This window comes from Perspicuibacillus lycopersici, from assembly GCF_025660475.1.
GTDB lineage: Bacteria > Bacillota > Bacilli > Bacillales > Caldibacillaceae > Perspicuibacillus > Perspicuibacillus lycopersici.
Genome location: NZ_JAOUSF010000002.1, coordinates 728,214 through 754,502, shown reverse-complemented (window position 1 = coordinate 754,502; position 26,289 = coordinate 728,214). Strand labels below are relative to the sequence as shown.

General features: G+C 36.2%; 25 protein-coding genes and 1 pseudogene. 17 read left to right on the top strand and 9 right to left on the bottom strand.

The features are described 5' to 3' along the window. The first annotated feature begins 35 nt into the window (after positions 1-35). From yeiL to OEV98_RS07680, 3 genes are all read left to right on the top strand, one after another. The gene (gene yeiL / locus OEV98_RS07690) at positions 36-707 is read left to right on the top strand and encodes a transcriptional regulator YeiL (RefSeq protein WP_263072643.1); all 672 of its coding nucleotides are present in this window, start codon (positions 36-38) and stop codon (positions 705-707) included. Positions 708-1,035: 328 nt separating this feature from the next. Then, the gene (locus OEV98_RS07685; RefSeq protein ID WP_263072642.1) at positions 1,036-1,494 is read left to right on the top strand and encodes a hypothetical protein; all 459 of its coding nucleotides are present in this window, start codon (positions 1,036-1,038) and stop codon (positions 1,492-1,494) included. Between the two features lie 20 nt (positions 1,495-1,514). After that, a complete protein-coding gene (locus OEV98_RS07680; protein ID WP_263072641.1) occupies positions 1,515-2,012 on the top strand; it encodes a hypothetical protein in 498 nt (165 codons plus the stop codon). Between the two features lie 531 nt (positions 2,013-2,543). On the opposite strand, the pseudogene OEV98_RS07675 reads toward OEV98_RS07680, so the two are convergent. Together OEV98_RS07675 and OEV98_RS07670 are read right to left on the bottom strand one after the other, a co-directional pair. Further along, a pseudogene (locus OEV98_RS07675) lies at positions 2,544-2,735 on the bottom strand (hypothetical protein); the annotation flags it as partial. 85 nt (positions 2,736-2,820) lie between these two features. Then, positions 2,821-3,387, bottom strand: coding sequence for an isochorismatase family cysteine hydrolase (locus OEV98_RS07670; protein ID WP_263072640.1), 567 nt, complete (start codon positions 3,385-3,387; stop codon positions 2,821-2,823). A 120-nt stretch (positions 3,388-3,507) separates the two neighbouring features. Between OEV98_RS07670 and OEV98_RS07665 the strand changes: the two genes are divergently transcribed. The 3 genes from OEV98_RS07665 (at position 3,508) to OEV98_RS07655 (ending at position 5,771) form a co-directional block, all read left to right on the top strand. Next, positions 3,508-4,107: a TetR/AcrR family transcriptional regulator gene (locus tag OEV98_RS07665; protein ID WP_263072639.1), complete on the top strand. Its 600-nt coding sequence runs from the start codon at positions 3,508-3,510 to the stop codon at positions 4,105-4,107. A 194-nt stretch (positions 4,108-4,301) separates the two neighbouring features. Next, on the top strand, positions 4,302-4,673 hold the full coding sequence (locus OEV98_RS07660; protein ID WP_263072638.1) for a VOC family protein: 372 nt from the start codon (positions 4,302-4,304) through the stop codon (positions 4,671-4,673). Between the two features lie 312 nt (positions 4,674-4,985). Beyond that, entirely contained in the window at positions 4,986-5,771 is a 786-nt protein-coding gene (locus tag OEV98_RS07655) for an SDR family oxidoreductase (protein ID WP_263072637.1), read from the top strand. Between the two features lie 299 nt (positions 5,772-6,070). Here OEV98_RS07655 and OEV98_RS07650 read toward each other — a convergent pair whose 3' ends face one another. The 4 genes from OEV98_RS07650 to OEV98_RS07635 form a co-directional block, all read right to left on the bottom strand. Beyond that, positions 6,071-7,021, bottom strand: coding sequence for a glycerophosphodiester phosphodiesterase (locus OEV98_RS07650; RefSeq protein WP_263072636.1), 951 nt, complete (start codon positions 7,019-7,021; stop codon positions 6,071-6,073). A gap of 158 nt (positions 7,022-7,179) precedes the next feature. After that, the gene (locus OEV98_RS07645; RefSeq protein ID WP_263072635.1) at positions 7,180-8,058 is read right to left on the bottom strand and encodes a DUF4097 family beta strand repeat-containing protein; all 879 of its coding nucleotides are present in this window, start codon (positions 8,056-8,058) and stop codon (positions 7,180-7,182) included. Then, positions 8,048-8,611 (bottom strand): DUF1700 domain-containing protein, encoded by a 564-nt coding sequence (locus OEV98_RS07640; protein ID WP_263072634.1) that lies wholly within the window; start codon positions 8,609-8,611, stop codon positions 8,048-8,050. Before OEV98_RS07640 ends, OEV98_RS07645 begins: the two co-directional genes overlap by 11 nt. Continuing rightward, positions 8,598-8,930, bottom strand: coding sequence for a PadR family transcriptional regulator (locus tag OEV98_RS07635; RefSeq protein WP_263072633.1), 333 nt, complete (start codon positions 8,928-8,930; stop codon positions 8,598-8,600). Before OEV98_RS07635 ends, OEV98_RS07640 begins: the two co-directional genes overlap by 14 nt. 595 nt (positions 8,931-9,525) lie before the next feature. Between OEV98_RS07635 and OEV98_RS07630 the strand changes: the two genes are divergently transcribed. Together OEV98_RS07630 and OEV98_RS07625 are read left to right on the top strand one after the other, a co-directional pair. Beyond that, positions 9,526-11,580, top strand: coding sequence for a bifunctional diguanylate cyclase/phosphodiesterase (locus OEV98_RS07630; protein ID WP_263072632.1), 2,055 nt, complete (start codon positions 9,526-9,528; stop codon positions 11,578-11,580). Positions 11,581-11,653: 73 nt separating this feature from the next. Beyond that, positions 11,654-12,874, top strand: a complete 1,221-nt coding sequence (locus tag OEV98_RS07625) for a sensor domain-containing diguanylate cyclase (protein ID WP_263072631.1) — start codon at positions 11,654-11,656, stop codon at positions 12,872-12,874. A gap of 109 nt (positions 12,875-12,983) precedes the next feature. Here the strand turns inward: OEV98_RS07625 and OEV98_RS07620 are convergent, their stop codons facing one another. Both OEV98_RS07620 and OEV98_RS07615 read right to left on the bottom strand, forming a co-directional pair. Beyond that, positions 12,984-13,826: an aldo/keto reductase gene (locus tag OEV98_RS07620; RefSeq protein WP_263072630.1), complete on the bottom strand. Its 843-nt coding sequence runs from the start codon at positions 13,824-13,826 to the stop codon at positions 12,984-12,986. 27 nt (positions 13,827-13,853) lie between these two features. Continuing rightward, positions 13,854-15,059, bottom strand: coding sequence for an MFS transporter (locus OEV98_RS07615; RefSeq protein ID WP_263072629.1), 1,206 nt, complete (start codon positions 15,057-15,059; stop codon positions 13,854-13,856). Between the two features lie 202 nt (positions 15,060-15,261). On the opposite strand from OEV98_RS07615, the gene OEV98_RS07610 reads away from it, so the two are divergent. The 8 genes from OEV98_RS07610 to OEV98_RS07575 all read left to right on the top strand — a co-directional run bounded on the left by OEV98_RS07610 (position 15,262) and on the right by OEV98_RS07575 (position 23,436). Further along, complete coding sequence (locus OEV98_RS07610) at positions 15,262-15,633, top strand: winged helix-turn-helix transcriptional regulator (protein WP_263072628.1); 372 nt, start codon at positions 15,262-15,264, stop codon at positions 15,631-15,633. A 111-nt stretch (positions 15,634-15,744) separates the two neighbouring features. After that, entirely contained in the window at positions 15,745-16,365 is a 621-nt protein-coding gene (locus tag OEV98_RS07605) for an FMN-dependent NADH-azoreductase (protein WP_263072627.1), read from the top strand. A gap of 127 nt (positions 16,366-16,492) precedes the next feature. Continuing rightward, the gene (locus OEV98_RS07600; RefSeq protein ID WP_263072626.1) at positions 16,493-17,164 is read left to right on the top strand and encodes a YdeI/OmpD-associated family protein; all 672 of its coding nucleotides are present in this window, start codon (positions 16,493-16,495) and stop codon (positions 17,162-17,164) included. A 140-nt stretch (positions 17,165-17,304) separates the two neighbouring features. Then, positions 17,305-19,326 (top strand): Na+/H+ antiporter, encoded by a 2,022-nt coding sequence (locus tag OEV98_RS07595; protein WP_263072625.1) that lies wholly within the window; start codon positions 17,305-17,307, stop codon positions 19,324-19,326. An 18-nt stretch (positions 19,327-19,344) separates the two neighbouring features. Beyond that, complete coding sequence (locus OEV98_RS07590) at positions 19,345-20,787, top strand: DEAD/DEAH box helicase (RefSeq protein ID WP_263072624.1); 1,443 nt, start codon at positions 19,345-19,347, stop codon at positions 20,785-20,787. A gap of 235 nt (positions 20,788-21,022) precedes the next feature. Beyond that, the gene (locus OEV98_RS07585; protein ID WP_263072623.1) at positions 21,023-21,862 is read left to right on the top strand and encodes an HAD family hydrolase; all 840 of its coding nucleotides are present in this window, start codon (positions 21,023-21,025) and stop codon (positions 21,860-21,862) included. Positions 21,863-21,892: 30 nt separating this feature from the next. Further along, complete coding sequence (locus OEV98_RS07580; RefSeq protein ID WP_263072622.1) at positions 21,893-22,750, top strand: carbon-nitrogen hydrolase family protein; 858 nt, start codon at positions 21,893-21,895, stop codon at positions 22,748-22,750. A 20-nt stretch (positions 22,751-22,770) separates the two neighbouring features. Beyond that, positions 22,771-23,436, top strand: coding sequence for a GNAT family N-acetyltransferase (locus OEV98_RS07575; RefSeq protein ID WP_263072621.1), 666 nt, complete (start codon positions 22,771-22,773; stop codon positions 23,434-23,436). Between the two features lie 171 nt (positions 23,437-23,607). Here OEV98_RS07575 and OEV98_RS07570 read toward each other — a convergent pair whose 3' ends face one another. Continuing rightward, the gene (locus tag OEV98_RS07570) at positions 23,608-25,083 is read right to left on the bottom strand and encodes a SulP family inorganic anion transporter (protein ID WP_263072619.1); all 1,476 of its coding nucleotides are present in this window, start codon (positions 25,081-25,083) and stop codon (positions 23,608-23,610) included. Between the two features lie 362 nt (positions 25,084-25,445). Here OEV98_RS07570 and OEV98_RS07565 point away from each other — a divergent pair, with 362 nt between their 5' ends. Next, the gene (locus OEV98_RS07565; RefSeq protein WP_263072618.1) at positions 25,446-26,180 is read left to right on the top strand and encodes a sulfite exporter TauE/SafE family protein; all 735 of its coding nucleotides are present in this window, start codon (positions 25,446-25,448) and stop codon (positions 26,178-26,180) included. Positions 26,181-26,289 lie beyond the last annotated feature (109 nt).

Below are 26,289 nucleotides of genomic sequence, written 5' to 3'. Positions count from 1 at the left end.
AATAATATGAGATATCTCATATTTTGAGGTGGAATATGAAAATTTACAAAGGGGAAAAGAAAAGGCAGTATGTAACGAACCACTCAATTGTACATTTATTTTCCTTTCCAATCGAAGAGCATATTGAGGTACATGAGTATGAGCGTGATGAGTGGATAATTCAAGAAGATAGGAGACCCAACTATTTATTTTATGTAATCGAAGGGAAAGCAAAAATTTATGTAACCTATCAAAATGGAAAAGTATCTTTACTAAATTTTATTAATGCGGATGAATATATTGGAGAGATGGAACTATTAAATGATGTGTACTATACAAAGGGGATTCAAGCATCAACGAAGACCATTTGTTTTGCATTTCCATTTCATCGCTATCGTGATAGGTTATTGGAGGATGCTAAGTTTCTACGCGAATTGACCAAATTCTTAAGTGTGAAGGCTACGAATATGGCAGCAAAGTATTCTCAAAGTCTCGCATTCCCACTGGAAAACAGGTTAGCAGATTTTATTTTACAAACAGCTGATAGAGGGGTATATAAAGAGAAGCATGTTACGGTATGTGATTATTTAGGTGTTTCCTACCGACATTTATTGCATGTACTTACTCAATTTTGTGAGAAAAATTATTTGGAGAAGGAAGGGCGGAACTATCGAATAAAACAATATGACTCTTTATATAGTCTTACAGAGGTTTTGAAAAATAAATGACTAAGGTGCATTAAAAGATACAAGTTTCAGCAACTTTAGAATGGTCGATCACAACCAACGTATTACATTTAGATTTAGAGATTATAATCAGAGAAGTGGATCAAGCGATGTATCGAGAGAAGAACGGGGATTTTCTAGGTGGTCCTTGACAACGAATTAATGAAATGGAGTATGGAAAAACGTTAGGAGGAAGTGCTCCTAGTTTTTTTCTAAAGCAAATAACTCATTTCATTTCAATTTGTACTCCATCCATCTTTTGGATAAATGCCGTGTATTTTTACCCTTTATGTATAAAATAATGGACATATTAATAAAGATGGTGACTAATATGGAAGCAATGTGGATTTTTATCAGTTTAGCAATTTTATCTTTTGCCTCCCTATCGATTTTGCTGAAGAACATGAACATCATAAACTTATGGGGTGGTTATTTTTTTGCTAATATTCTTATTACAAATACCGGTATAATTGTTAATTTAAATTTACAATTTACAAAGCAAGATCCGATACCAATCATCTTTTGGGTACAAAAAATACCGGAATTATCACTTAAGCCAGTGTTACTTTTATGGTTAATTTATTTATTGTTTTCGAGAAGAACCGTTTTAAGTAAAATTATTTATTTCTTCATTTGCTTAACATCACTTGTTTGCATTGAACTTTATTTTGTTCATATCCGATATTTGGAATGGGTGAATTGGAATGTATATTATTCATATGCTAGATATAGCTTAATTATATTCTTATTGGCCATGTACAGCTTTTATTTAGAAAAACTTATCAACTGAGACAAAAAGGTGAATATAATATGATTTTCCCACTTCCAAAGGAATTTGATGAAAATGAGATATTTATTATCATATCTACAGTAGTAACATGGATCCTTATGTTTGTAATACGAAGACGCTTGTCCTATGTTACCATTGTAATTATTTGGACTTTTAATATCTTTCTTGCTTTATCTGCTGATATTACAATAAGTGTAAAGCCATATGATTATTACTATACTATTGACCATAAAACACATGAATTATTTGATGTACTTTTGCATTTTGTTACTTACCCTACGCTTCCGTATTTTGTCGTAACCTTCTATCAAAAAAATAAACCGAAAGGCATAAAGTGTTTATTCTATATTATATTTTGGGCAGGAATAGCAATCATATTAGAATGGATTGCATTCAAATTTCATGTTTTTACCTATACAGGTTGGAAATTGTATTTATCGTATATCACTTATTTAGTGGTATTGGCAGCTAACATTGGACTAGCAAACTTTACGGAAAGGGAGCATCCGTACAAGTAGATTATTTCTACTAATAGAATCATTAATTCTTGTTTATTTTAGTGGGGCTAACTAAATGTAGCTATTAAACTAATTTTGGTTCCATTAAAACAATCGATTTTCGGATTTGCTCATCTAATCGAAAACGAGCTATATCGGTAATAAATTCAAGATGTTCATACCTTCTGATTCGGTTATGATGATATCTAAATATTCCTCTCGTTTCTCCTCTGTTAAATGGTTTTCCTTCAGTATTTTGCAAATCCTCTTAATGATACAATAGTGGTTTTAAATTCATGCGTTATGCTTTTTTTAGTTTTTATGAAATCTTGGGGGAGAAGAACAATTAATAGATGAATACGAGCTGTCTTATAATGAGAGGAAGGGAAAATTGGAATTCTTACTTTGTCAGTTAAACTATTAGTATATCGGAAACGATGAAATGTGGGGATTTCGTACCGATAACTTTATCAGTATCGCGGAAATTATTAAGTATTAACTTCTTACTGATCAAAAAGAAAAAACCCGACAACATATCATTTGAACTGCTTATTAAATTCCAGGATAAGGAGTAATCAACCGGAAGTCGGGTACATAAAGTGAAGCTTTTAACCAAGCAGTGGCTAGTAATAATGCCCCTTTGGCTGTTTCTGTTTCTGCAAGATTATTAAGCATTACAAAGTCATGAATTATACCTTGGAATCGTACGGAAGTCACAGGAACGCCGGCTTCACGAAGTTTATTTCAGAATCATTCCATCTCTTCGTAGGAAGTTACCACTTTCAAATTGATGATAAGATTCCGTATCAATAAGCTGACCGTTTATTTATTAAACCAATATATCACACCAAGCATCGACAGTTACTACATTTGCCTGTTTAGGGAAAACCTTTTCTGTAAGAACGCGGTGAACTTCCGGATCCTGATCAAAACAAGCATCTTTCAATACTGTTAAGGAAAAATCTTTATCAAATGCTTCACGCACAGTGGATAAAACAACACCACTAGTCGCAATACCACAAAGTATGAGTGTATCGATTTGACGGGAACGGAGAATCGTTTCAAGTGTACTTCCAGCAAATGCGCTGAATCTGTACTTTGTTACAATTGGTTCATTTGCTTCAGGCTTAACAGCTGCATGTATTTGAGTCGATTCATCAGATGTAGTCATACCTCCAATTTTTGCGATTGAAGAAAATACTTTATTTTGTGGGCTCACTTCAGGATAGCCTTCGCTAAATCCAACACGGATAAAAATTACTGGGATATGATGTTCGCGAGCATGTGCCAGTGCTTTCTGAACGGGGGGGAATACTACATCTTCTGCATAGTGGGAAACAATGCCATTTTGCATATCCATTACTAACAATGCAGCATTTTTTGATTGATCTTGCATCTGTTGTCAACCTCATTTCCTTAAGCTATTATTAAGTGGAGAACTCTCTCGCTTATAATAAACGGCGATGTCTCCATTTGTCAAATGGGGTATTGATAGAAGTTGAAGGAGCGATAGAATATGAAGGATCTCGAAAATACCTATACTCGTCCAGAACGTCGAGATGCAGTTGAGAACCGTCAGCGCATTTTAGATACAGCGGCTCGATTGTTTGAGGAAAGTGGTGTGGAAAAAGTAAGTATGAATCAAATTGCTGCAGAGGCTGGAATTGGTTCAGGTACGCTTTATCGTCGGTATAGAAGCAAAGGAGAAATATGTCTAGATTTAATTAAAGATAATGTGGTGAGATGCTTTGAGGATGTAGAAGAATACTTGGAACAAAACCAAGCAGAGCCGCCAACGGAGAGACTGAAAGGAATACTCCATTTATTTATTCGATTAAGGGAAAGCAAAGCCCAGCTACTTAAAGGTGTCGAGGATTCAGCATCCACGAAACGTAAAAAGTCCGGAGTATACAGTCCGTTACACGAAGAGCTACATCAACACTTCGTTCGACTTTTTCATGAGATGTATGAAGGAAAAGAAGTACAACCAAATAGTGTATTTAAAGCAGACATGCTGCTTATCGCTTTAAGCAGTGACTCCTATTTGTTCCAAAGAGAAGTCCGGGGCTATACACCTGAAGAAATTGTTGAGCAGCTTTGTGCCACATTTATTTGACTCCAACAAAAGAAAAAAGAATAGTGTTTTTTCCAAATTAACATAAATTATGCTAAACTAATGTTATCGTAATTCTCTGAATAATAGGGAGTTAATTGTTCCGTTAAAGGGCAGGTTAATTCAATAATTCGGAAGGAAAAAGGTATATGAAAGGGAACTATTTGATATAGCGGATGAAATAAGGAGAGAAGCCCATGAGTAAATCATTTATTGAGCAAGTACATTATATTCGAATTCCTGTTAAAGATTTAGAACTGTCTGCACAATGGTATAGGGATGTATTAGGGCTCCAGTTACTAAACGATACGGAGGAACTTGCAATTTTAAAAGTAAATGAAGGACCTTTTTTACTTATCTTAGTTCCTACCGAAGATGAAACATTTGCACATTTTACAATTAATAATGAACAAGCATTTAGCATTGGCTTTACAAGTCCTGAATTACCTGAATTTCATCAACACTTAATTGATAATCAAGTTAAGGTCGAGGATATAAAAGAAGATAATGGTCATGCCTTTTTCCACTTTTATGACCTAAATGGAAATAAACTTCAAGTACACTGGTAGGTTTATTATAAATAAATCACCTTATTTGATTAGCGGGTGCTTTAACGGAATAAGAATGGGAACGTCCAAATTAGACGTTCCCATATTTTTTGCCTAAAAAACAATGCGATTTAACAAAATCAAAAGAACAAAGGAAATACTGACAGCAGAGATAGTTGTTGATTTCATGTTTTTATCGAAACTCCATCGCCATAAAGAGCGGAGTTTTAAGTAATCCAGTTTTATCCAATGCTCTCGATTCTATCAATTTCTATGTTGAAAATCTTCATAATGGATAAATTAAGAATATCATCCTGTAGGAGGGAATAAAACATGGAAAAATTATTACAAAATCAAGTTGCAGTCGTTACTGGTGCAGGTTCAGGAATTGGAAAGGCATCAGCAATTAAGCTGGCAGAAAATGGAGCAAAGATTGCTTTACTCGATTTACATAAAGAAAATGTGGAAGAAACGAAGGAAAAAATCGAACAGTTAGGAAGTGAAGCAATTGCAATCGAGGGGAACGTTTCCCATCCCGAAGAGGTTGCCAATGCCTACAAACAAACGGTTGAAAAATGGGGGAGAGTGGACATTGTCTTTGCCAATGCGGGTATTAATGGCGAAGTAACTCCAATTGAAGACATGGAACCGGATGATTGGGAATTGACGATTTCTAACAACTTAACAAGCACATTTTTAACCGTAAAATATGCAATCCCACATTTGAAAACAAATGGCGGTAGTATTATTATTACTAGCTCCATTAATGGAAATAGAGTTTATAAAAACTTTGGCATGTCCGCGTATAGTACATCGAAAATAGGGCAAATGGGCTTTGGCAAAATGGCAGCCCTTGAGCTAGCCAAGTATCATATTAGAGTAAATATGATATGTCCGGGAAGTATTGAAACCAATATCGGTGAAAATACATGGGCAGACAAAGAGAAACTAAAAAAAGTGGAGATTCCAGTAAAATATCCAGAAGGAGGTCAACCATTGGAGCATAAAGCAGGAAAACCGGAACAGGTTGCAGATTTAGTACTATTTCTTGCTTCCAATCAGTCCAACCATATTACTGGAAGTGAAATTTATATTGATGGAGCGGAGTCGCTTTTATAGCAATGTGTATCTATTCGAAAGAGATTAAACAAACGATGAGGCTGGGACAAAAGTATTTTTATGTAAGAGAATCCGAACAAAGTTAAGTCGGTAAATTCGCTCCGGAAATATACCTCGCTTTCCGCGGGCATGGCCATAGCCTCCTCCTCCGCTACGCTTCGTACGGGGTCTTCTGCTCATGCTTTTCCCGCAGGAGCCTACGTATATTTCCTCCGCTATCCGAATGATTGTTCGTCTTACATTTAAACATCAATTGTTATGTCCCAGCCTCATTGTTATCGTGGAAAGAAGTAGCTTTCTTATCTTATTCCTTCTTCCTTTAACACTTGGATTAGTAATTCGGGATGATCCGTCATAATTCCGTCTACCCCCATTTCAATAAGCTCTCGCATCTGATCTGCGTCATTAATTGTCCAATAATAGACAGCCATATTCCGCTTATGAGCATCCTGAAGAAGGGAATCCGTTAAAAGATTGAATTTTATCCCCTTAATCGTATAGCTAACAGGGATATGTAACATTTCAAAGGAACTAAAATTATTTAATGCGGGAAGTCCTAGACGATGAAATGCGTAAAATGGGTACATTTCCCCTTCGCTAGCAGAGGTAATCAGCTTGTCATTAGACAGCCTACGCAACTCCTTTAAAGTATCTTTATCGAAGCAGGCAACAACAACATTTTTTTCCATATTGTATTTCTTCACTAAATTCCAAAATACTTTGGCACTCGTTTTCCCGTCCTCTCCAGAATCCTTTAGTTCAATTACCATTTTGTAATGACTGTACTTAGTGAAAATTTCTTCTAAATTTGGGATGTAGGCTCCTGTTTCAATATATGGATTTTTTGAAGCATCCCGAATAGGTTGACCGTTTTCATCCTCGAGTCCATATCCGGCGTTCAGTGCTTTTATCTCTTCGTATGTATGCTCTCTTACCTTCCCTGATCCATCAGTAGTACGATCTACTGTTAGGTCATGAATGGTAACTAGTTGATTATCCTTCGTAAGTGCAACATCAAATTCTAAAATATCTGCGCCAATTGCTATTGCATGCTCAAAAGCAAGATTAGTTGAGGATGGTCGTTCTTGATTACCTGCCTGATGGGCTATTACGAGCGGACCTTCGTTTTCCCTTGGGAACCAGGAGGAATCAAGATTTGTCTTACTACTCGGAATTAACCAGTTTACAAAATATAAAATCAATAAAATAGCAACAATTTTAAATGATTTACTCAGGAAAAATTTCTTCATTGCCCAATACTCCTTTACCATAACTTTTCATTTAATAGATAAATCAATTATACAAGCTTTCCGCGTAAAAATAATAGAGTGGGAAAAGGACGAGAGGCTATTACTTCCTCTCGTCCTTGATTAATCGGTACTTTATGCAACAAATTTTGTTGGCATTTTTAATTTCGGAATGATTCATTTGTCACCGAAATACTTCCATTATCACTAGAAAGCTTAATGAGATATTCCCCATTTCCAATAACAGTATTCCCTTGATACTTATCGAGTATATTTACTTTCCCATTATCAACATCAATTTGAAATTCCGCATTAGTAGGCTCTTTTTCTGTTTTAATCGAGATTCGGCCATTGTCTGTTTTCAAATCAAGATTTCGATTTAATTCCTTCGTAAATAACGTAATGCTTCCGTTATTTGTAATCCCTTCTAACTCCCCGGCAACATCATCTAGTGTAAGCTTCCCATTTTTCGTAGCGACATGAATCGTATTTGCGACACTATCCTTCATATCGATTCTTCCGTTATCAGAAACGGCTGTAATTTGTTGAGCTTGGATTTCCGTCAAGTCGATACGTCCATTATCTGTCTCGAGATGAAAATCTAAGGCATTTAATTGCTTGGCAGAGACATACCCGTTATTACTAGCTACCTGTAATGATTCATATTGCTTTTCTGGAAGGTAAACATTTAATGTTAGCGGCTTAAATACATCAAAAATGTTGAAGCTAAACCAGTTTATATGTTTGTCTTTTATCGTGATAAGAAGTGTAGAAGCTTCTACTTCTGCAGTAAATGTTTGTTTATGATTAGAAGGGGCTTTCCCATCTAATGTTAATGTAATATTATTTTCCGTTGTCGGTTGAATGTTCACACGAGTATTATTTGTATTTATCTCAATTTTTGCTACCTGTTGATTAGTGACGACCTTTTTTTCATTAATATCTACTGCGGTAATCGAGCGAAACGTAAGTAGGCTCCCGATAATCCCTATTAAAATAATGATAGCTGCTATGATGGAAAGTTTCTTTTTATTTATCATTCGTTAAACCACCTTTCACTAACGATGCATTAAATTTCAAATAGCGAACAAATCCATTTGTAGCCCATTTTGTAATATAGTACATTGCGAGCATTATAAAATAACCAATTCCACAAAGGATCATAGAAAAGAAGAGATGATATAGTAAAAATGCACCTGGATGTACAACTGCATCAACAATGACTAGGAGAGGAGTAACTGTAAGTGCTATCCCCATTACCCAGCCGGAAATAATCAATGAAGTGAATGCAATGGCAGGACCGAGCACAATAACTAAATTGAAGAAGCTTAACCCAAACACAGCCCAAACCGCACGAAAAATATTGCCTGCAGTTACACTTGTCGTAACTTTTTCCAGATGATAATTTGCTAACAGTTCCTTTGCAATTTGCGTAGGGGATCCTAATGCTGCAGAGATTTCGTCCTCTGTTTTCCCTTCCGCTAATCCAAAAGTAAAATGCTCCACATAGTCTTGTAAAATGTCTTCTCGCTCATCCTTAGGGATATTTTTTAATAAACTATTTAATTGATTTAAAAATTTATCTTTCGTCATTGTTCCCAACACCTTCTTTAATTAATTGATTCACACCATTAGAGAATTCTGTCCATTCATCAATAAGCTCGTATAAATACTCTCTTCCTTTATCTGTTAACCGGTAATACTTACGTGAAGGTCCCTCAGTTGATTCCTTCAAATAAGTGGTAAAATATTCTTCCTTCGTTAGACGACGAAGAAGAGGATATACAGAGCCTTCCGATATTTCAATTTGATTTGATATTTTTTGCACTAATTCATAACCATACCGATCCTTTTTATCCAACAAAACAAGAACACAAAGCTCTAACACACCTTTTTTAAATTGTACATTCAATCTTTACTCACCCTATTCTGTTAACTTCACTATTAATTATTATTCAGTACTGAACAATAATTAGTAATTTGCAAATACAATATATCATTTAGTATTGTTTATTGCAAGGTACCTGGATAAAAAATAAAGATTGAATGAGCTACAAAGAAGACTCAATACATGGAGACTCCAGCGGAAAAAGCGAGACAGTTGAGAGTGTAAGCGACGAGGAGGCTTATCGCTCGCCTGCAGGAAGACGCAGAGTATTCAAGTCTGCGGGCTACTTATAGGCTAGTAATAACAAAATGGCACAGCTAAACAATGGCCAAATAATTGAAACATGAATGATTCTTTGGCTGTAAATTAGAAAGCGGTGGCAACTTTTATGAACACTAAAAATTATATTATAGTTTTAACGATAGTGGCCAAATTAAATAGGTCGCTTTTTTTGATTCAAAAGTTCCATTAGATAAAAATACCAGTGTTTAATCTATAGCTTCCTTGCCTCCGATTGTTTATAATTTAATCTTAATTAATGATTTATAAAATTGCCTAAAAGGTACACTCCGATAAAAATAGGACGTAAGAAATAACAGATGGAAGAGGAAGTAAAAAGATGTTCACATTACCGAAATCTCAAGATATTTATATATTACATGAAGAGTATTCTGTTTCTATTATTCTTCTATCTATTATTATTTCCTGCTGTGCGGCATACACGGCAATATCCTTAAACAAAAGGGTACAACAAACAAGTTTTTTTCATAAAAGATTTTGGTTATTGCTTTCATCGGTTGCGATGGGATTAGGGATATGGGCAATGCATTTTATTGGAATGAGTGCTTTAATGCTTCCAATTTCAATGGAATATGATTTATTTTTAACAATCATTTCTGCATTCCCAGCGATTATCGCATCCTATTTAGCCTTCTATTTTTCCAACCAGTCGCGAGCAAGAAAGTCAAATATATCTATAATTATTGCTGGTATCATAATGGGAGTTGGAATAACTTCTATGCACTATATTGGCATGGCAGCAATGGAAATGGAAGCCGATTATATATATCAGCCATGGATATTCCTCGCATCGATTATGATCGCAATTGTTGTTTCCTATATAGCATTGTATATATTTTCCACATTACAAAAATATATGGGGAATCAATTGATTAAAATCATCACTTCGATTTTAATGGGGCTTGCCATCACGAGTATGCACTACACAGGGATGGCGGCTATTATTTTCTATGTGAATGAACCGTTACATGGCGGTATCCATCAGATGCATCCGATGGATATGTCCCTATTAATAATCGGCGTAACAGTCGGTATTATTATTCTATTAATTGTTTCTGGGTTAACTAGTTTGCTAGACCGTTATGTGGAACATCGCCTTAATTATTTTGATGCACTAACTGTTTTGCCAAATCAACGTCAATTTGAGATTGATGGAAGGAATATGCGGGAGGCTGGTAGCTTAGCAATTATTCAAATTCACCAATTGGAGAAATGGATTGTCGGCTATGGCTATGCTTTTACCGATGAAATGATTAAAGAGGTGTCCGAAATTATTCAGCAGTTAAAGCCTGCTTCTGCAAAAGTTTATCGGATTGAGGAACATCGTTTTGCAATTTTAAATCATGACGAACAAAACTTTGAACGTATGAAAATAGCACTGGAAAGAATAATGTCCGTATTAATGAGCCCGCTTATTATTAGTAATCGACGCATCATTGTAGATGCAGTTGGGGCAATTGCACGTGCAAGCAATAAAAATGAATCGAGTGAACTTTTTTCCCACGCAATGGCAGTTCTTGGGCATTCTTCCACTAGATATAAACATGAACTTATTGAGTATGATCCAAAGATACACACGTATAGCTTTGAAAATAGAATTATTAAAGATATAGCAAGTGCAATAGCAAATAATGAATTATTTTTAGAATATCAGCCAAAAATCTGCTCGAAGACGCAAACAGTAACAGGGCTGGAGGCTTTATTACGTTGGAGGCATCCGGAATTTGGATTAATATCTCCGGGAATCTTCATCCCTGTACTGGAGGAAAGCAATAATATTTATGATGTGACTGACTGGGTCGTGCGGGAGGTATGTCAACAAATCGCATATTGGGTGGCGGATGATGTACCATTTATACAAGTGTCCATCAATATTCCAGGCTCCTATATTACCTCGTCGAGATTACTTAGTGTCATTAAGGATAATCTGTATAAGAACAAAATTAATCCTAGTTATCTTGAGTTAGAAATTACAGAGACTAGTGTCATTCATGATATCGAAAATGCCATCACAGCGGTTAGAAATTATCGGGATTTAGGTATATCGGTCGCACTCGATGATTTTGGAACAGGACTTTCTTCACTGTCCTATTTAAGAAAAATCCCTATTTCAACCATAAAAATCGACAAATCTTTTGTAGATGGCGTCCCAGTGTCTAAAAAGGATTGTGCCTTATTGAAAGCAATCATTACCTTATGCTATTCCTTAAATCTTAAAGTAGTGATTGAAGGGGTAGAATTTAAGGAACAAATCGATTTTATTACATCAATGACCGAAATTCCGCTTGTTCAAGGATATTTTTACTCCCGGCCATTACAGGTGAAAGAGTTAGTTGCTTGGCTACAGGAAAAAACTCCCATTAAATCGATGTAAGTAATTGGATTATTATAAATTCGTGTAATTTTATTTAGATACAATTGATTATTATGGGAGGATTGATTCTTGCGTGGATCAAACAGTTGCAAATAAATTATCACATGGGCTCTATATGATACAAAATGGAAAATTTTTATGGGTAAATGAAAGCTTCGGGAAAATATTTGGGTATTCTTCGGATGAAATAAAAAAGAAAAATTATGAGGAAATGATAGATCCAGATGTATGTTCAACACTCTCGCAATTTATTAGTAAAACTAACTCCGGTGAAATGGAACAATTTGAGATAGAAGGTAAAGGAATAAAGAGGGATGGGTGTTTAATTGATATTTCTTTAAGTAATCGGAGAATTGTCTTTGACGGAAAACCTACTTCCATCGGATCTGTTATCGATATTAGCGATCGGAAAAAGCTAGAAGGGAAATTGAAGGAAAGTCAAGAGCGCTATCGTAACCTTGTAGAAAACTCACTAGTAGGAATTATGATACATGAAAATGAAACCTTTAAATATGCAAATCCGATGGCGTTGAATTTATTAGGAGCGGAAAATACAGCAGAGGTGATTGGACAACCAATTGATCGTTTTGTCCATTCAAAGTTCAAATCAATTGTTTCCAAACGAATAGAGAATATTGTTAGAGATGGAAAATCAGTACCTCCAATGTATCAGAAAATGATCCGTATCGATGGCACGGAAATTGATGTAGAAATTAGTGGGATTCCTATTCAGCTAGGAGATATATCTGCTGTGGAGATTATGTTTTGGGATGTGACGGATAAGAAAAAGGAAGAGGAACTAGTGCGTTATCGGGCATACTATGACACCTTGACAGATTTACCAAATTACAATAAATTTCAACAAGACTATGCAGATGAGTTCAATGAGGATCAATACTTTACGCTCCTTTATTTAGATATGGATGGGCTTAAGGAGATTAATGAATATTACGGTCGCCAGGCAGGAGATATGGTAATGGTAAAGGTTGCGGCAAGGTTATCTGGAATTATTGGCAATGACGGATTAATTTATCGAATGAATGGCGATGAATTTGCCATTGTCTTACAAGGTCATAAGACAGATAGTGAGCTACGAAGTATTGGAGAAAAAATAAAAAATATTACACAACTACCAATTTATACGAGTAATACGACCGTTCGTGTTTCCGTAACAATGGGTGTTGTATATTACCCAAATGACGGTGTTGAAATGGAGATGCTCCTTCGGCATGCAGACATGGCAAAAAATCATGCACTAAAAGAACAAGCTATTTACAAAATATATGATTATTAATTTTGCAAGAAGCAAAATAGATAGCAATGCTTTTACGAAAAATGATGATTAAAAAAAGTTAGAATACGAAAAGCCACAAGGAGAAGCTATTATCCTTGTGGCTAAGTCATTAAAAATCAAAGTTATCTGGATCTGGTCCAACACGATAATTTTGATTTAATTCGTCAATGCATTTTATTTCTTCTGTTGTTAAGGAGAAATCGAATACGGAGGAGTTCTCGATGATACGATGTTCCTTAGTTGATTTCGGAATAGTAACTACCCCATTTTGTAGATCCCAGCGGATAATGATTTGGGCAGTAGATTTATTGTATTTATTAGCCATTGCTTGGATTACAGGATTGTCTAATAAATGCCCTTGCATTAATGGAGACCAAGCCTCTAGTTGTATTCCATGGTCAAGACAGAATGCTCGCACTTCATTTTGAGTTAGTCGTGGATGGTATTCCACTTGATTTATCATTGGTTGAATTTTTGCATCCTTCATCAACTCTTGTAAATGATGAACTTGAAAATTACTTACGCCAATTGCTTTTACTTTCCCTTCGGTATAAAGCGTTTCTAGTGCACGCCAAGCATCCTTATATTTCCCCTCTACTGGCCAATGAATTAAATACAAATCTAGGTAATCTAGTCCAAGTTTTTTTAAGCTATCATTATATGCAGCAAGCGTTTCTTCGTAGCCTAAGTCGGAATTCCAAACTTTTGATGTTACAAAAAGATCCTCTCTTGTTATACCTGCTTCCTTTACTCCATCCGAAATAGCTTGTCCGACACCTGCTTCGTTTCCATAAATCGCTGCAGTATCAATACTACGATAGCCAGATTTTATGGCAAATTTAACAGCGTTTACTAATTCTGGACCTTCTTCTACTTTAAATACACCTAAGCCAAGCAAGGGCATTTTCACTCCATTGTGTAAAGAAACAGTGCTTTGTAAATTTAATTTCATTTTATTTCTCCTCCTATAATTAAACGTTTATGAATTCCTTCGTTTTGCATCTTTGTTTGCTGTCTTTTCAAGAGCTAGGCTCCAACATGTAAGCAGCGTAGCAGCAATTACCATTAAGGAGCCAACCCAAGTTGTATGAATAAGCCCGATTGAATCTGTTACTAAACCGCCTAAGTATGATCCTAACGCTATTCCTGCATTAAATGCGGCAATATTAATGGCGGATGCAACATCAACGGCTGTTGGTACAAATCGTTCTGCTAACATTACAACATAAACCTGGAGGCCAGGAACATTCATAAAGGCGAAAAGACCCATGAAGAAAATCGTCAGTAGCCCTACTATTTTCATTGGTGCAGTAAAGTATAAAACACCTAGAACAATTGCTTGAATAAGAAACATGAACAATAATGCTCGAAGTGGTTGGTGATTGGAAAGTTTACCTCCTATCATATTTCCGACTGCTATTGCAATTCCATATAGTAGCAGGATAATGGCAACCGTGCCTTCCTTAAAGCCAGTAATAGTTTGCAATAATGGTGATAAATAAGTGAAGACAACGAATGTCCCACCATACCCTAATGCTGTAATGATAAAAATAAGCAGTAAGCGACCGTTAGTTATTAGCTTAAGCTGATCGCGCACATTTGTCGGATTTCCTTTCCGAAGATTTGTAGGAACAAGAATAATCGAGGCAATAAGGGCAATTATTCCTACTGCTACAATTACGAGAAAGGCGATTCGCCAGCCTAATTGCTGACCAATAAATGTTCCAAACGGTACTCCTGTAATCGTTGCAACGGTAAGGCCAGTAAACATAATAGCTATTGCACTTGCGCGTCGATTTGTAGGCACAAGATCTGCTGCTATTGTCGAACCAATCGACATAAATACCCCATGGGAAAAGGCAGAAATGACTCTTGCTACAAGTAATAAGCCGATACTAGTGGCACTAGCAGCAATGCTATTGCCGATAATAAAAATTACCATTATCCATAGTAATAATGTTTTACGCCATACTCGCGAGGTTAATGATGTCAGCACTGGTGCCCCAAACGTAACCCCTAGTGCGTATAAGGAAACGGTTAAACCGGCAGTTGTCACAGGGACATCTAAATCCGCGGAAATTAACGGCAATAGACCGACACTAATAAATTCCGTTGTCCCAATAGCAAATGCACTTATTGCTAAGGCAAGTAATGCCAACGGATTTTGCTGTTTATTTATAGACACGAAGATTCCTCCTGATTATTAATTTTTAGGATTATTGAACAAAGTAAAAGGAAGGCAATCAAAACGAAATACTATTCAAGTGAACCCGCAAATGCTATTATGTAGTACACGAATAACTAAAGGAAGTACGCACTTTAAAGTAATATAGGAACCAAAAAGTAATATAGGTACTTTTTAGTACCTATTAAAGAGAGGGAAAATCATGCCAAAAAAGAAGTACAATATATCAGTGGAAGCAACATTAGAGGTGATAGGTGGAAAATGGAAATGTGTCATTTTATGTCATTTAAATCACGGAAAGAAACGAACAAGTGAATTAAAACGGTTAATGCCAGATATTACTCAAAAGATGCTAACCCAACAATTACGGGAATTAGAGGCAGATGGCGTTATTAATAGAATTGTATATAATCAAATACCACCGAAGGTAGAATATGAATTGAGTGAATATGGAAAAAGCCTGCAAAGTATTTTAGACGCTCTTTGTGCATGGGGGGAAAATCATATTACAAAAATTTATGGGGATAAATTTTCGGTTTTGGAAGAGAATGTGTTGAATGAACATTTAAAATAAAGCCTTATCCTTCTATTTTTGTAGCACGATGGATCCCGGAAAACATACATGATTTTTGTTTGAGGAGAGATACTAGTTCTATTCTTATATAGAAGGAAAGTGGTGATTTCGATGGCAAATGTTCTCATTGTACGAGCACATCCATTAAATAAGGAAGTGTCACGGTCCATGGCGGTGACGGATGCCTTTGTGGAAGAATACAAGGTGGCACATCCAGAGGATACGGTAGAAGATATTAACTTATATAATATGGTAGTTCCAGAAATTGACCGAGATCTCCTAAATGCTTGGAATGAATTGCATCAAGGGAAACCATTTTATACCTTATCAGAAGCCCAACAGCATAAAGTAACCTTGTTTAATTCTTTTACAGACAGCTTTCTCGGACAGGATAAAATAGTGATTGCCAATCCATTATGGAATTTAAGCGTACCTACACGGTTAAAGGCGTGGTTTGATACGATTAATGTTGCTGGTAAAACCTTTAAATATACAGCAACTGGGTCTGTAGGAATGATGGAGGGGAAAAAAGCGTTGCATATTCAGGCAAATGGGGGGATCTATTCAGGAACAGATCCTGCTAGTCAATACGTGAAGCTATTATTAAGTTTTTTAGGAATTCATGATGTCCAACAGCTGTTTGTCGAAGGATTAGATCAGAATCCAGAAAAAGCAAATGCCATTGTTTCCGAAGCAATGGAAAAGGCAAGGGAAATTGCCCGTAATTTTTAATATTGAAAGTGGAATGGTGGCTCGGCACGGGTCACTTTTTCGTTTGGCAAGCCAAGGATAATTGTTGTTAACAATTAAGAGAACTTTTACAATATAACTATTAGACAAAATGAAGTAGGTGAAAAATATGACAAAATCAATAGTAGCTAAATTGAGCTTGCAAAAATATGAAAAAGCTGCGGTATTAAATTTACCAAATAATTCGAATTACCTGGAGGAATTAACTGTTTATGATACAGGGCTAAATAATAATCGGTATGATCTGATTTTTGCTTTTGTGGTAAATAGTGATGAACTAAAACGGCTAGTAGATATTGTAGTCTCTGGAAATTATTTAACCAACGATGGCTATCTTTATATTGCATATCCAAAAAAAGGGAATAAAAAATATTCTACTTATATTCATCGTGATGATCTATTTACGATTCTCGGTTCAGAAGAAGATGGGTTCGTCAAACACAGCAATATTAAATTTGCTCGAATGGTAGGCTTAGATGATATTTTCACAGTTGTTGGTCTAAAGGTAGATTCAAAAGGGAAACATCAGATATCCTCAAAGGCAAGTCAACGAGTGGATGACTATATGGATAGCATTCCTTTAGTAGAAAGAGATCTTCAGGATTCCCCGCAATTATTAGCCTTTTATCAATCACTTACACCAGGTTATCGTAAAGATTGGGCACGCTATGTATATAGTGCAAAGCAAGAAGAAACAAAGGCGAAGCGTCGCGATGAAATGAAAATGATACTTGCAGCAGGCTATAAGTCTCGCGATTTATACCGAAGAGAAAACAGTTGATGGCGATATAGAGCATGAGGTATAGATAAAGAAACATAAAAATGTACAAGCTATAGTAGGTAAAAGTATAAATACATATCAAATTTTTATCTAATGAAAGAAGGCATATATAGAGAGAGATACAGAAAGGGAATACAAATATGGATTTATTATTGACAGTTATTATATTGTTAACTTGTTTATTAATTTCAAATATTATTAGTCATTATATACCGGCAATACCGACTGCATTAACACAAATAGCATTTGGAATAATACTTGCCTTAGTCGTTCGTGATATGTCATTTGAAATCGAGACAGAGTGGTTTCTGTTATTATTTGTAGCACCACTTTTATTTAATGATGGGCGACATTTCCCCCGTGAGGAATTATGGCGCATGCGTGCACCGATTTTTGGAAATGCCATTGTTCTTGTGCTTTTAACTACCATTGGTGGAGGATATCTCATCCGCTGGATTATCCCGGACATCCCGTTAGCAGCTGCCTTTGCATTGGCGGCGATATTATCTCCAACCGACCCAGTCGCTGTGAATGGTATTGCTAAACGAATCCATTTACCTGAAAGAGTGTTAAATCTTGTACGCGGGGAATCGTTAATTAATGATGCATCGGGATTGGTTGCCTTTAACTATGCGGTTGCTGCAGTAGTAACAGGCTATTTTTCCTTATCAGAAGCAATTTTTGATTTTATCTATATGTTTATTGCTGGAGCACTTCTCGGACTTATACTTGGATTACTTATATTCTGGTTCCGCTATACATTGCGAAAGCAAGGCATCATAGATGTGACATTTCATACATTACTACAAGTTTTAACCCCCTTTATAATTTTCATCATCACCGAAGAACTACTTCATGCCTCCGGTGTTATTGCGGTAGTCGTCGCAGGATTTGTACATACATTAGTTTCTGAGAGAACCGAAACAATGATGGCAGAGGAAAAGATTGTCACAGAAAATGTCTGGTCGATTGTATTATTTATTTTAAACGGAATCGTATTTATCCTATTAGGACTAAACATTCCTTCTTCGATGAGGGAAACGGTTGAAAATCCGAATATCGGCAATTGGCTTGCAATTGGGTATGTAATAGCAATTGGAATCATTATATTTGCGATTCGTTTTATTTGGAGTTACTTCTTTTCACATTACCAATATCGTTTTGGCAAGAATAATGGAATGGAAAAACCAGATATCATCACGTGTCTATTAGTTACGCTAACAGGTGTACGCGGTGCGGTTACAATGGCAGGGGTTCTTTCTATCCCGTATTTCCTAATGAATGGAGCATTTTTCCCGCAGCGTTCCTTGATTCTATTCCTAGCAGCCGGTGTTATTCTTTTTACTTTAATAGTCGCCACGTTATTCCTACCAATGTTAAGTAAGGAAAAAGCAATAACTGGTGACCAACAGAATATGAATTTATCAACTGCAAGAGCAAAAATTCTTCAAGAAACTTTAAAACAAATTCGTCAGGAAATGAACGATGATAATGAATTGGCTGCCTATGAACTAATGGATGAATACAAATTAATGTTTACAAAGTTTCATCCACAGCAAAATAGTGAAACTGAAAAACATCAAAAGCAAGTTGCTGAAATTCGGTTAATCGGATTAAAGGCAGAGCGAAAGTACATTCAAGAAGTTTTTCAAAATAATCAAATGGACCAGGAGGTTTATGAAATATTTGAGAAAGCACTTGATCATCGGGAGGAAGTACTTTCGAACAATGTTCGGACAGGTACAATTTTCATTTTAGGGAAAGCATTGCGAGGATGGAAGCGATTCAATGGGAAAGCGCGTAAAGAACAGGAAGCGAATTTCGATAAATTACGCAAAGGGAAAGATATTCAATTAAAGGCGATCCAAAATGCGATAGACACGTTAGAGCGTCATGTAGTTAACGATGAGAACCCGGATATTGTACACGCAGTAATTCTCGATTACAAAAGAATTATGAAACGGATTCGCACGCCTAGATTACATTTTGATGAAAGAAAAGAAGAGAAAAAAGAGGAGCTACGCCTGAAGGTTATGGATGCGGAACGTTCAGAAATTCATCGAATGTATGAGGCTGGAGAAATAACGAGCGAACAAGCTAAAGAGCTAAGAAGATTTATTAATTATATTGAGAGTGTTACTTTATATGAGCATTCTGAATAACTAAAAGAGGAAAAATAAATGAAAAAACATTTTCAAGACTATTCTTTAAGCCCGGAGATTCTCCGGGCACTGGATAGCTTACAGTATAATAAGCCAACAGAGGTACAACAAAAAGTAATTCCACTTGTTTTAGAAAAACATGATGTAGTAGTTCGTTCACAAACCGGGAGTGGGAAAACCGCAGCGTATGCCATTCCGATTTGTGAATTGGTCGAATGGGAGGAAAATAAACCACAGGCATTAATTTTGACGCCAACAAGAGAGCTTGCTGTCCAAGTAAAAGAGGACATCACGAATATTGGTAGACATAGGCGGATTAAAGCAGCTGCTGTTTACGGGAAACAACCGATTGCCATTCAAAAAACAGAAATTAAACAAAAAACCCATGTTGTTGTTGGTACACCAGGAAGGGTATTGGACCATCTGAATCGAGGAAATCTGGCAACCGAGAAAATTCGTTATCTTGTCATTGATGAAGCAGATGAAATGTTTAATATGGGTTTTATTGATCAAGTGGAAGCAATTCTCCGCGAATTATCAGACAACCGTGTGACAATGCTATTCTCTGCAACCTTTCCAGATGAAGTAAAAGCTTTGTCTACACAGTATATGAAAACGCCAATAACTATTGAAATTGAGGCAACGGGGCTAACAACCGATAAAATTGATCATTACTGTTACAGTGTGGACGAAGCGGATAAATTTTCCTTACTCACCGACGTAATGGTTATAGAAAATCCAGATAGTAGTTTTATTTTTTGTCGTACGAAAGATCGTGTCGATGAATTATTTCATCGGCTATCGAGATTAGACTATTCATGTGAAAAAATTCATGGAGGTATGAGACAGGACGATCGACTGTATGCAATGAATGCCTTTAAGCAAGGAAAATTCCGCTATTTAATTGCTACAGATGTCGCTGCAAGAGGCATTGATATTGATAATGTTCCACTAGTAATTAATTATGACATCCCACTGGAGAAGGAAAGCTATGTACACCGAACAGGAAGAACTGGACGAGCTGGGCAAAAAGGGAAGGCAATCACATTCGTAGAACCAAATGAACATTATGTTTTACAACAAATTGAAGAATATATTGGATTTACCATTCCAGAGCTTACTGTACCAAGTCCGGATGAGGTGGCACAAAGAAAAGCTAATTTTATCACGAAACTGCATACGAAGCCTGCAAGAAAACAGTTGAAAAATATGCAGCTAAATAAACAAATCATGAAATTATATTTTAATGGCGGTAAGAAAAAGAAGCTGCGTGCCGTTGATTTTGTTGGTACGATTGCCAAAATAGATGGCATTGAAGCAGAAGATATTGGGATTATCACGATTACGGATACCGCTACTTTTGTAGAAATCCTAAATGGAAAGGGTCCGCTAGTGTTAAAGGAAATGAAGAATCGGACGATAAAAGGAAAATTATTAAAGGTATATGAGGCGAAAAAATAGTAGGGGAAAAACAGGAAGTATAGGCAGTAGGAAATGAAAAGAAGTATCATTTCATTCTGCCTACTTTCATGTTTTGGGCATACTAGGCGTTTGGTGGATAGAGAAGACTTTCACAGGAATAGAATACATTATATAATAAGGTGAAATAAGCAGGAACAGGGAAGAGGAAAAGCAAAAGGCTGTCTTTTGCGTCCTAAGTAATTGGAATTTCTTCTATAATGAATGGAGGACAAGAATGGAAAACGTATTTGCACCTATAGATTTAGTAATCTTTGATTTAGATGGAACCTTATATGAGGACACGGATCACTTTGATTATTATGCAGAGCAATTATTAAAAGAGTTACCAGAAGATAAGCACGCAGACTTCTTGGCTGAATATAAAAAAATGGTAGCAGGTGACCATACGGTTTCCATCGGAAAAGTGTATGATGTTGTCCGAGATTATATTTTACAATTAGATTCTGCAAGCTTAACTGTGAATAAAGCTTGGACATGGGAAGGCGAGGAAGTAGGAGCAGAGGAAATCAATCGCCTATATCCGCATCCAATAGCAATGGATTTCGACACGATGATTGCAATTGGCGATGGCTGGTGGTTGCCAAATGTATGTGCGAAGCATTTTGGTGCGGCAAATACTCAGTCAGCATATGGAAAAACGAAGGATTTTATGGCGACAGAAGCTTTTACATTAACGAAAATCCCAGGTTTGAGAGAGGCACTTTATCATTTAAAGAGTAAGAAGGATATCATTCTAGTAACCAATAGTGAAAAGGATGATGTTGGAAGATTGCTCCATCAATTAGATTTAGAAAATATTTTTGATGAAATTGTTACAGAAGCGAGAAAGCCACAGCATACGAAAACCCACTTTAGTAATTTACTAGAAAAATACGATTGTAAACCAGAAAAAGCGATATCAATAGGTGATAATTTTATCAATGAAATTGCTCCTGCTATTGCTCTTGGTATGCGGACCGTATTTATCGATTTATATGAAATGAATTATCCAGAGTATCAAGGAAAGAAAGTAAAAAGTATTAGCAATTTAATTCAAGATATGGTGGCACTTTAATAGAAATAATAGGAAACGGGGGAAGGATAAATGAAATTACGTGTTTCAGCAGTTCAATACCATTTGCATACCATTGCTAGCTTCGATGAGTTTGCAGCGCAAGTTACCCATTATGTAAAAACCGCGGAAGAATTTAACACGGAATTTGTTTTGTTTCCAGAATTTTTCACAACACAATTAATGTCAATTTCAAAGAATGGCAAGGCACAAGCGATTGAAAATTTACCGGATTATACTGAGCAATATTACGAGCTATTTTCCTCACTTGCTAAGGAAACAGGAATCCACATCATTGGTGGTACACATGTCATCCGTAAGGAAGATAAATTGTATAATGCTGCCCATTTATTTTATCCAGATGGCAGAATCGCCGTACAGCCAAAGCTACACATGACACCTACGGAAGTAAAGGAATGGAAGGTTACACCTGGTGAAGACGTGCAAGTATTTGATACACCGAAAGGAAAAATTGCTTTACTAACTTGCTATGATATTGAATTTCCTGAAATCGTACGTAAAGTAAGAGGAATGGGAGCGGATGTAATCTTCTGTCCATCTTGCACGGATGATCGTCATGGGTTTCACCGCGTTCGTTATTCTTGTCATGCGAGAACAATTGAAAATCAAGTATATGTTGTGACAACAGGTACAGTTGGCTCTCTTCCAACAGTTGATTTCATGCGCGGAAATATGGGACAAGCGGCAGTTATCACTCCTAATGATGTTCCATTTCCACCACAAGGAATTATGGTGGAGGGTGAATTAAACCATGATATGATAGTTACAGCAGATTTGGATCTTGCATTACTGGAAGAGGTTCGTGCCAATGGCTCGGTGACAACTTGGCGAGATCGTCGTTTTGATTTATATCCAGATTTAAGCAAATAATTTTTGATAGGAGGTAGTATATGTCATACGGAAAACAATTGTTTTTATATAATGGTCACCGGAATGTCCAAGTGAACATTCGAAATTACCAAGTAGAAGATATTCCGACATTGATTCATATACAACAGGAAAGCTTTCCACCTCCTTTTCCATCAGAGCTTTGGTGGAATGAAAAACAATTAATGAATCATATTACGTTGTTTCCAGAGGGTGCTCTTTGTGTGGAGGTGGAGGGTGAATTAGCGGGATCAATGACAGCATTAATGGTGAATTTTGATTCAAATCACCTTCAGCACACATGGGAAGAAATTACCGATAACGGCTATATTACTAATCATGACCCACAAGGGAATACACTGTATGTTGTCGATATTTGTATTCGTCCAAGCTATCGTAAGCTTGAATTAGGAAAGTGGCTAATGCAATCCATGTATGAAGTAGTGGTGCATAAAGGGCTGGAGCGTTTGCTAGGTGGTGGAAGAATGCCTGGTTATTCGAGTTTGGCAAACGAAATGAATGCAGAGGAATATTTACATGCAGTAGTAAAGGGAGAAGAGAAGGATCCAGTAATCACTTTTTTACTCCGCTGTGGCAGAACTCCTATTGGAGTGATTCCTAACTATTTAGAGGATGAGGAATCACTTAATTATGCAGCTTTAATGGAGTGGAAAAATCCATTTCGTTAAAAACGATCAGTGAGGATTTTCCCACTGATCGTTTTTTTACTTTTTTATGCTGATGTTATCTGCCCTTTCTCTTTCCCACTCTTTGGTTACGCGTATTATTAAAGAGTAAAAAGAATGTAAAAAAGCTATTTCCTAACAGTCTAATTCTGTTGGAAATAGCCTTTTTCCATATTAATTAGCTACTTTATCTATATTACTTGAAACATTGTATCCTGCAATTTTTTCTAATAAATGATGGCATTCTTTATTTAGCCCAATAAACGATACGGAAATAGTATGCTGAGCGAATTTTTTAACCACCTTATCAAGCGCATCGACTGCTGAGTCATCCCAAACATGTACATTTGATAAATCAATTTCTACTTCTCGGACATCTTCCTTATAGTTAAAGCTATTGACAAAGTCAGTAACGGAAGCGAAAAATAGTTGACCGGAAACAAAATATATTTTCCGACTATCCCCCTGTAATGGAACGCTTTTCACGGTGATTTTGGAAATTTTCGCTGCAAAGAAAATTGCGCTTAAAATAATTCCAACAAGTACCCCCTTCGACAAGTCATTCGTTAAAACAACCGTAATTACGGTAACAACCATAACAATACTATCTGAGAGAGGATTTTTGTGAAGTGCTATTAATGAAGACCAGTCAAAGGTTCCAATACAAACCATAATCATAACCCCCACTAATGCTGCCATTGGAATTTGCTTAATAAAATCATTAAAAAAGATAATAAGAACAAGCAATACTGCACCAGCTACAAGCGTTGAAAGGCGACCACGACCACCTGATTTAATATTCACAACGGATTGACCGATCATGGCACAGCCAGCCATTCCTCCAAATAATCCTGAAACAATATTTGCAATTCCTTGTCCGCGCGCTTCTTTATTTTTATTACTCGTGGTGTCTGTCATATCGTCTACAATGCTTGCGGTTAATAAAGATTCCACTAAACCAACAATCGCAATGGAAAGGGAATAAGGAAAAATAATTTGCAACGTATCAAAAGTCCATGGAATATCAGGTAGTAAAAAGAGTGGAAGAGTAGAAGATAAATTCCCCATATCTCCAACTGTACGAACATCACTATTAGTAAGTAATGCAATAACAGTAATTACGATAATTGCTACTAATGGTGATGGTACAGCCTTTGTCACTTTTGGAAAAAGATAAATAATTGCAAGAGCTAAACCAACCATCAAGTACATTGGCCAGCCTTCTCCAACGAAATGAGGTAGTTGCGCCGTAAAAATTAAAATTGCTAATGCATTAACAAAACCGATCATAACGGATTTCGGAACAAATTTCATTAACCGACCGAGCTTTAAGGCACCCATGATAATTTGTAAAACACCTGTTAAAATAGTAGCTGCTAATAAGTATTGGAGTCCATAATCTGCTACTAAAGTAACCATTAATAATGCTGTAGCACCAGTCGCAGCAGAAATCATTCCCGGACGACCACCGACAAAGGCAATAGTCATCGCAATACAAAAGGATGCATAGATCCCAATCATTGGATCGACACCAGCAATAATAGAAAAGGAAATCGCCTCTGGAATTAATGCTAAAGCGACAACAACCCCAGCTAGAATATCGCCCTTCACATTTCCAAACCATTGCTGTTTTACCGTAGAAATATTCATAAATTACCTCCATTTAACGAATAGATGACCTTCATCTCCAATGAAAGTCAGACCGTGATTAACAGAAAGATTATAAAGGTAATTGGATTAAAAGGAAAATCGCTAGGAAAACGCGAACAATTGACTCGCTCGTTAAAATACTCCGTTATAGTCAAAAATGCTAAGGATTTCTCTTTTGAAAATTATTTAATGTAGCTTGTTTTCTTATTGGTAAGGCGGGAATATACGTAAATGCCAAAAAAACTACTTGCAGGAGAAAAAGTTATAGTTTATAACTTTTACTTATGTTTATTTATAAAAACATTAAAATATACTTATATGATGCGTGCGAATATACTGTAACTAACAAGGAGGCGGAAAAAATGGAATATATTCTTTTATTTTTTACAGGTATTTGCGCAACAACACTTGGAACACTTGCAGGTGGTGGAGGGTTAATTAGTTTACCGATGATGTTATTATTAGGAATTCCGGTTCATTCCGCTATCGGGGCAAATAAAGTTTCAAATACAGTAAGCTCCTTCTCAAGTTTTTTTCATTTATATAGAAAGAAACAGTTATCCTTTAAGGAAGTTTATTGGATTATTCCGATTAGCATAGTTGGAGGGATTAGTGGCGGTTATATAGCATCCAGTCTTTCTGAGAAAAATATGTATGTTATAGCTATTGGATTGCTTATTTTTGCCTTCATCACCTCGTATTTAGGAAAGGGTAATTTTACAGGAGAGGAATCTTTACGAGCAAATAAAATTAGTATTCCTGGGTTATATGGAATTGGAATATATGACGGTCTATTCGGTCCTGGTCAAGGAACATTAATGCTTTATTTATTTAGTTATTTAAACATTGCTTATATCCGTGCGGTTGGGTACGTAAGACTTGCCACTTTTTCTAGTTGTATTGGAGCAGCGACAACCTATATTATGAATGGAAAAATCATTTGGCCGATTACAATTGCTTTACTTGCAGGCTCTCTAACTGGGGCACAAATCGGTGTACGAATTGCTGAAAAACTAAAGCCACGTTTAGTAAAACCAGTTTTACGTGTTGTAACCATAGCCCTTATCATTCAAATTTTAGTAAATCAAATTATGTAATGATGCATGGAAGCTCGGATAAAGGATGATGCTATAGAATAATATAGAGGGGAATAGAGAGAATTATGCAGGCATTGGGTAAAAATGGAATTCCTACTAAAATAGTTGT

Coding starts and splice junctions, on each gene's coding strand:
- yeiL (WP_263072643.1), top strand. CDS start 36: ATGAAAATTTACAAAGGGGAAAAGAAAAGGCAGTATGTAACGAACCAC.
- OEV98_RS07685 (WP_263072642.1), top strand. CDS start 1,036: ATGGAAGCAATGTGGATTTTTATCAGTTTAGCAATTTTATCTTTTGCC.
- OEV98_RS07680 (WP_263072641.1), top strand. CDS start 1,515: ATGATTTTCCCACTTCCAAAGGAATTTGATGAAAATGAGATATTTATT.
- OEV98_RS07670 (WP_263072640.1), bottom strand. CDS start 3,387: ATGCAAGATCAATCAAAAAATGCTGCATTGTTAGTAATGGATATGCAA.
- OEV98_RS07665 (WP_263072639.1), top strand. CDS start 3,508: ATGAAGGATCTCGAAAATACCTATACTCGTCCAGAACGTCGAGATGCA.
- OEV98_RS07660 (WP_263072638.1), top strand. CDS start 4,302: ATGAGTAAATCATTTATTGAGCAAGTACATTATATTCGAATTCCTGTT.
- OEV98_RS07655 (WP_263072637.1), top strand. CDS start 4,986: ATGGAAAAATTATTACAAAATCAAGTTGCAGTCGTTACTGGTGCAGGT.
- OEV98_RS07650 (WP_263072636.1), bottom strand. CDS start 7,021: ATGAAGAAATTTTTCCTGAGTAAATCATTTAAAATTGTTGCTATTTTA.
- OEV98_RS07645 (WP_263072635.1), bottom strand. CDS start 8,058: ATGATAAATAAAAAGAAACTTTCCATCATAGCAGCTATCATTATTTTA.
- OEV98_RS07640 (WP_263072634.1), bottom strand. CDS start 8,611: ATGACGAAAGATAAATTTTTAAATCAATTAAATAGTTTATTAAAAAAT.
- OEV98_RS07630 (WP_263072632.1), top strand. CDS start 9,526: ATGTTCACATTACCGAAATCTCAAGATATTTATATATTACATGAAGAG.
- OEV98_RS07620 (WP_263072630.1), bottom strand. CDS start 13,826: ATGAAATTAAATTTACAAAGCACTGTTTCTTTACACAATGGAGTGAAA.
- OEV98_RS07610 (WP_263072628.1), top strand. CDS start 15,262: ATGCCAAAAAAGAAGTACAATATATCAGTGGAAGCAACATTAGAGGTG.
- OEV98_RS07605 (WP_263072627.1), top strand. CDS start 15,745: ATGGCAAATGTTCTCATTGTACGAGCACATCCATTAAATAAGGAAGTG.
- OEV98_RS07600 (WP_263072626.1), top strand. CDS start 16,493: ATGACAAAATCAATAGTAGCTAAATTGAGCTTGCAAAAATATGAAAAA.
- OEV98_RS07595 (WP_263072625.1), top strand. CDS start 17,305: ATGGATTTATTATTGACAGTTATTATATTGTTAACTTGTTTATTAATT.
- OEV98_RS07590 (WP_263072624.1), top strand. CDS start 19,345: ATGAAAAAACATTTTCAAGACTATTCTTTAAGCCCGGAGATTCTCCGG.
- OEV98_RS07585 (WP_263072623.1), top strand. CDS start 21,023: ATGGAAAACGTATTTGCACCTATAGATTTAGTAATCTTTGATTTAGAT.
- OEV98_RS07580 (WP_263072622.1), top strand. CDS start 21,893: ATGAAATTACGTGTTTCAGCAGTTCAATACCATTTGCATACCATTGCT.
- OEV98_RS07575 (WP_263072621.1), top strand. CDS start 22,771: ATGTCATACGGAAAACAATTGTTTTTATATAATGGTCACCGGAATGTC.
- OEV98_RS07570 (WP_263072619.1), bottom strand. CDS start 25,083: ATGAATATTTCTACGGTAAAACAGCAATGGTTTGGAAATGTGAAGGGC.
- OEV98_RS07565 (WP_263072618.1), top strand. CDS start 25,446: ATGGAATATATTCTTTTATTTTTTACAGGTATTTGCGCAACAACACTT.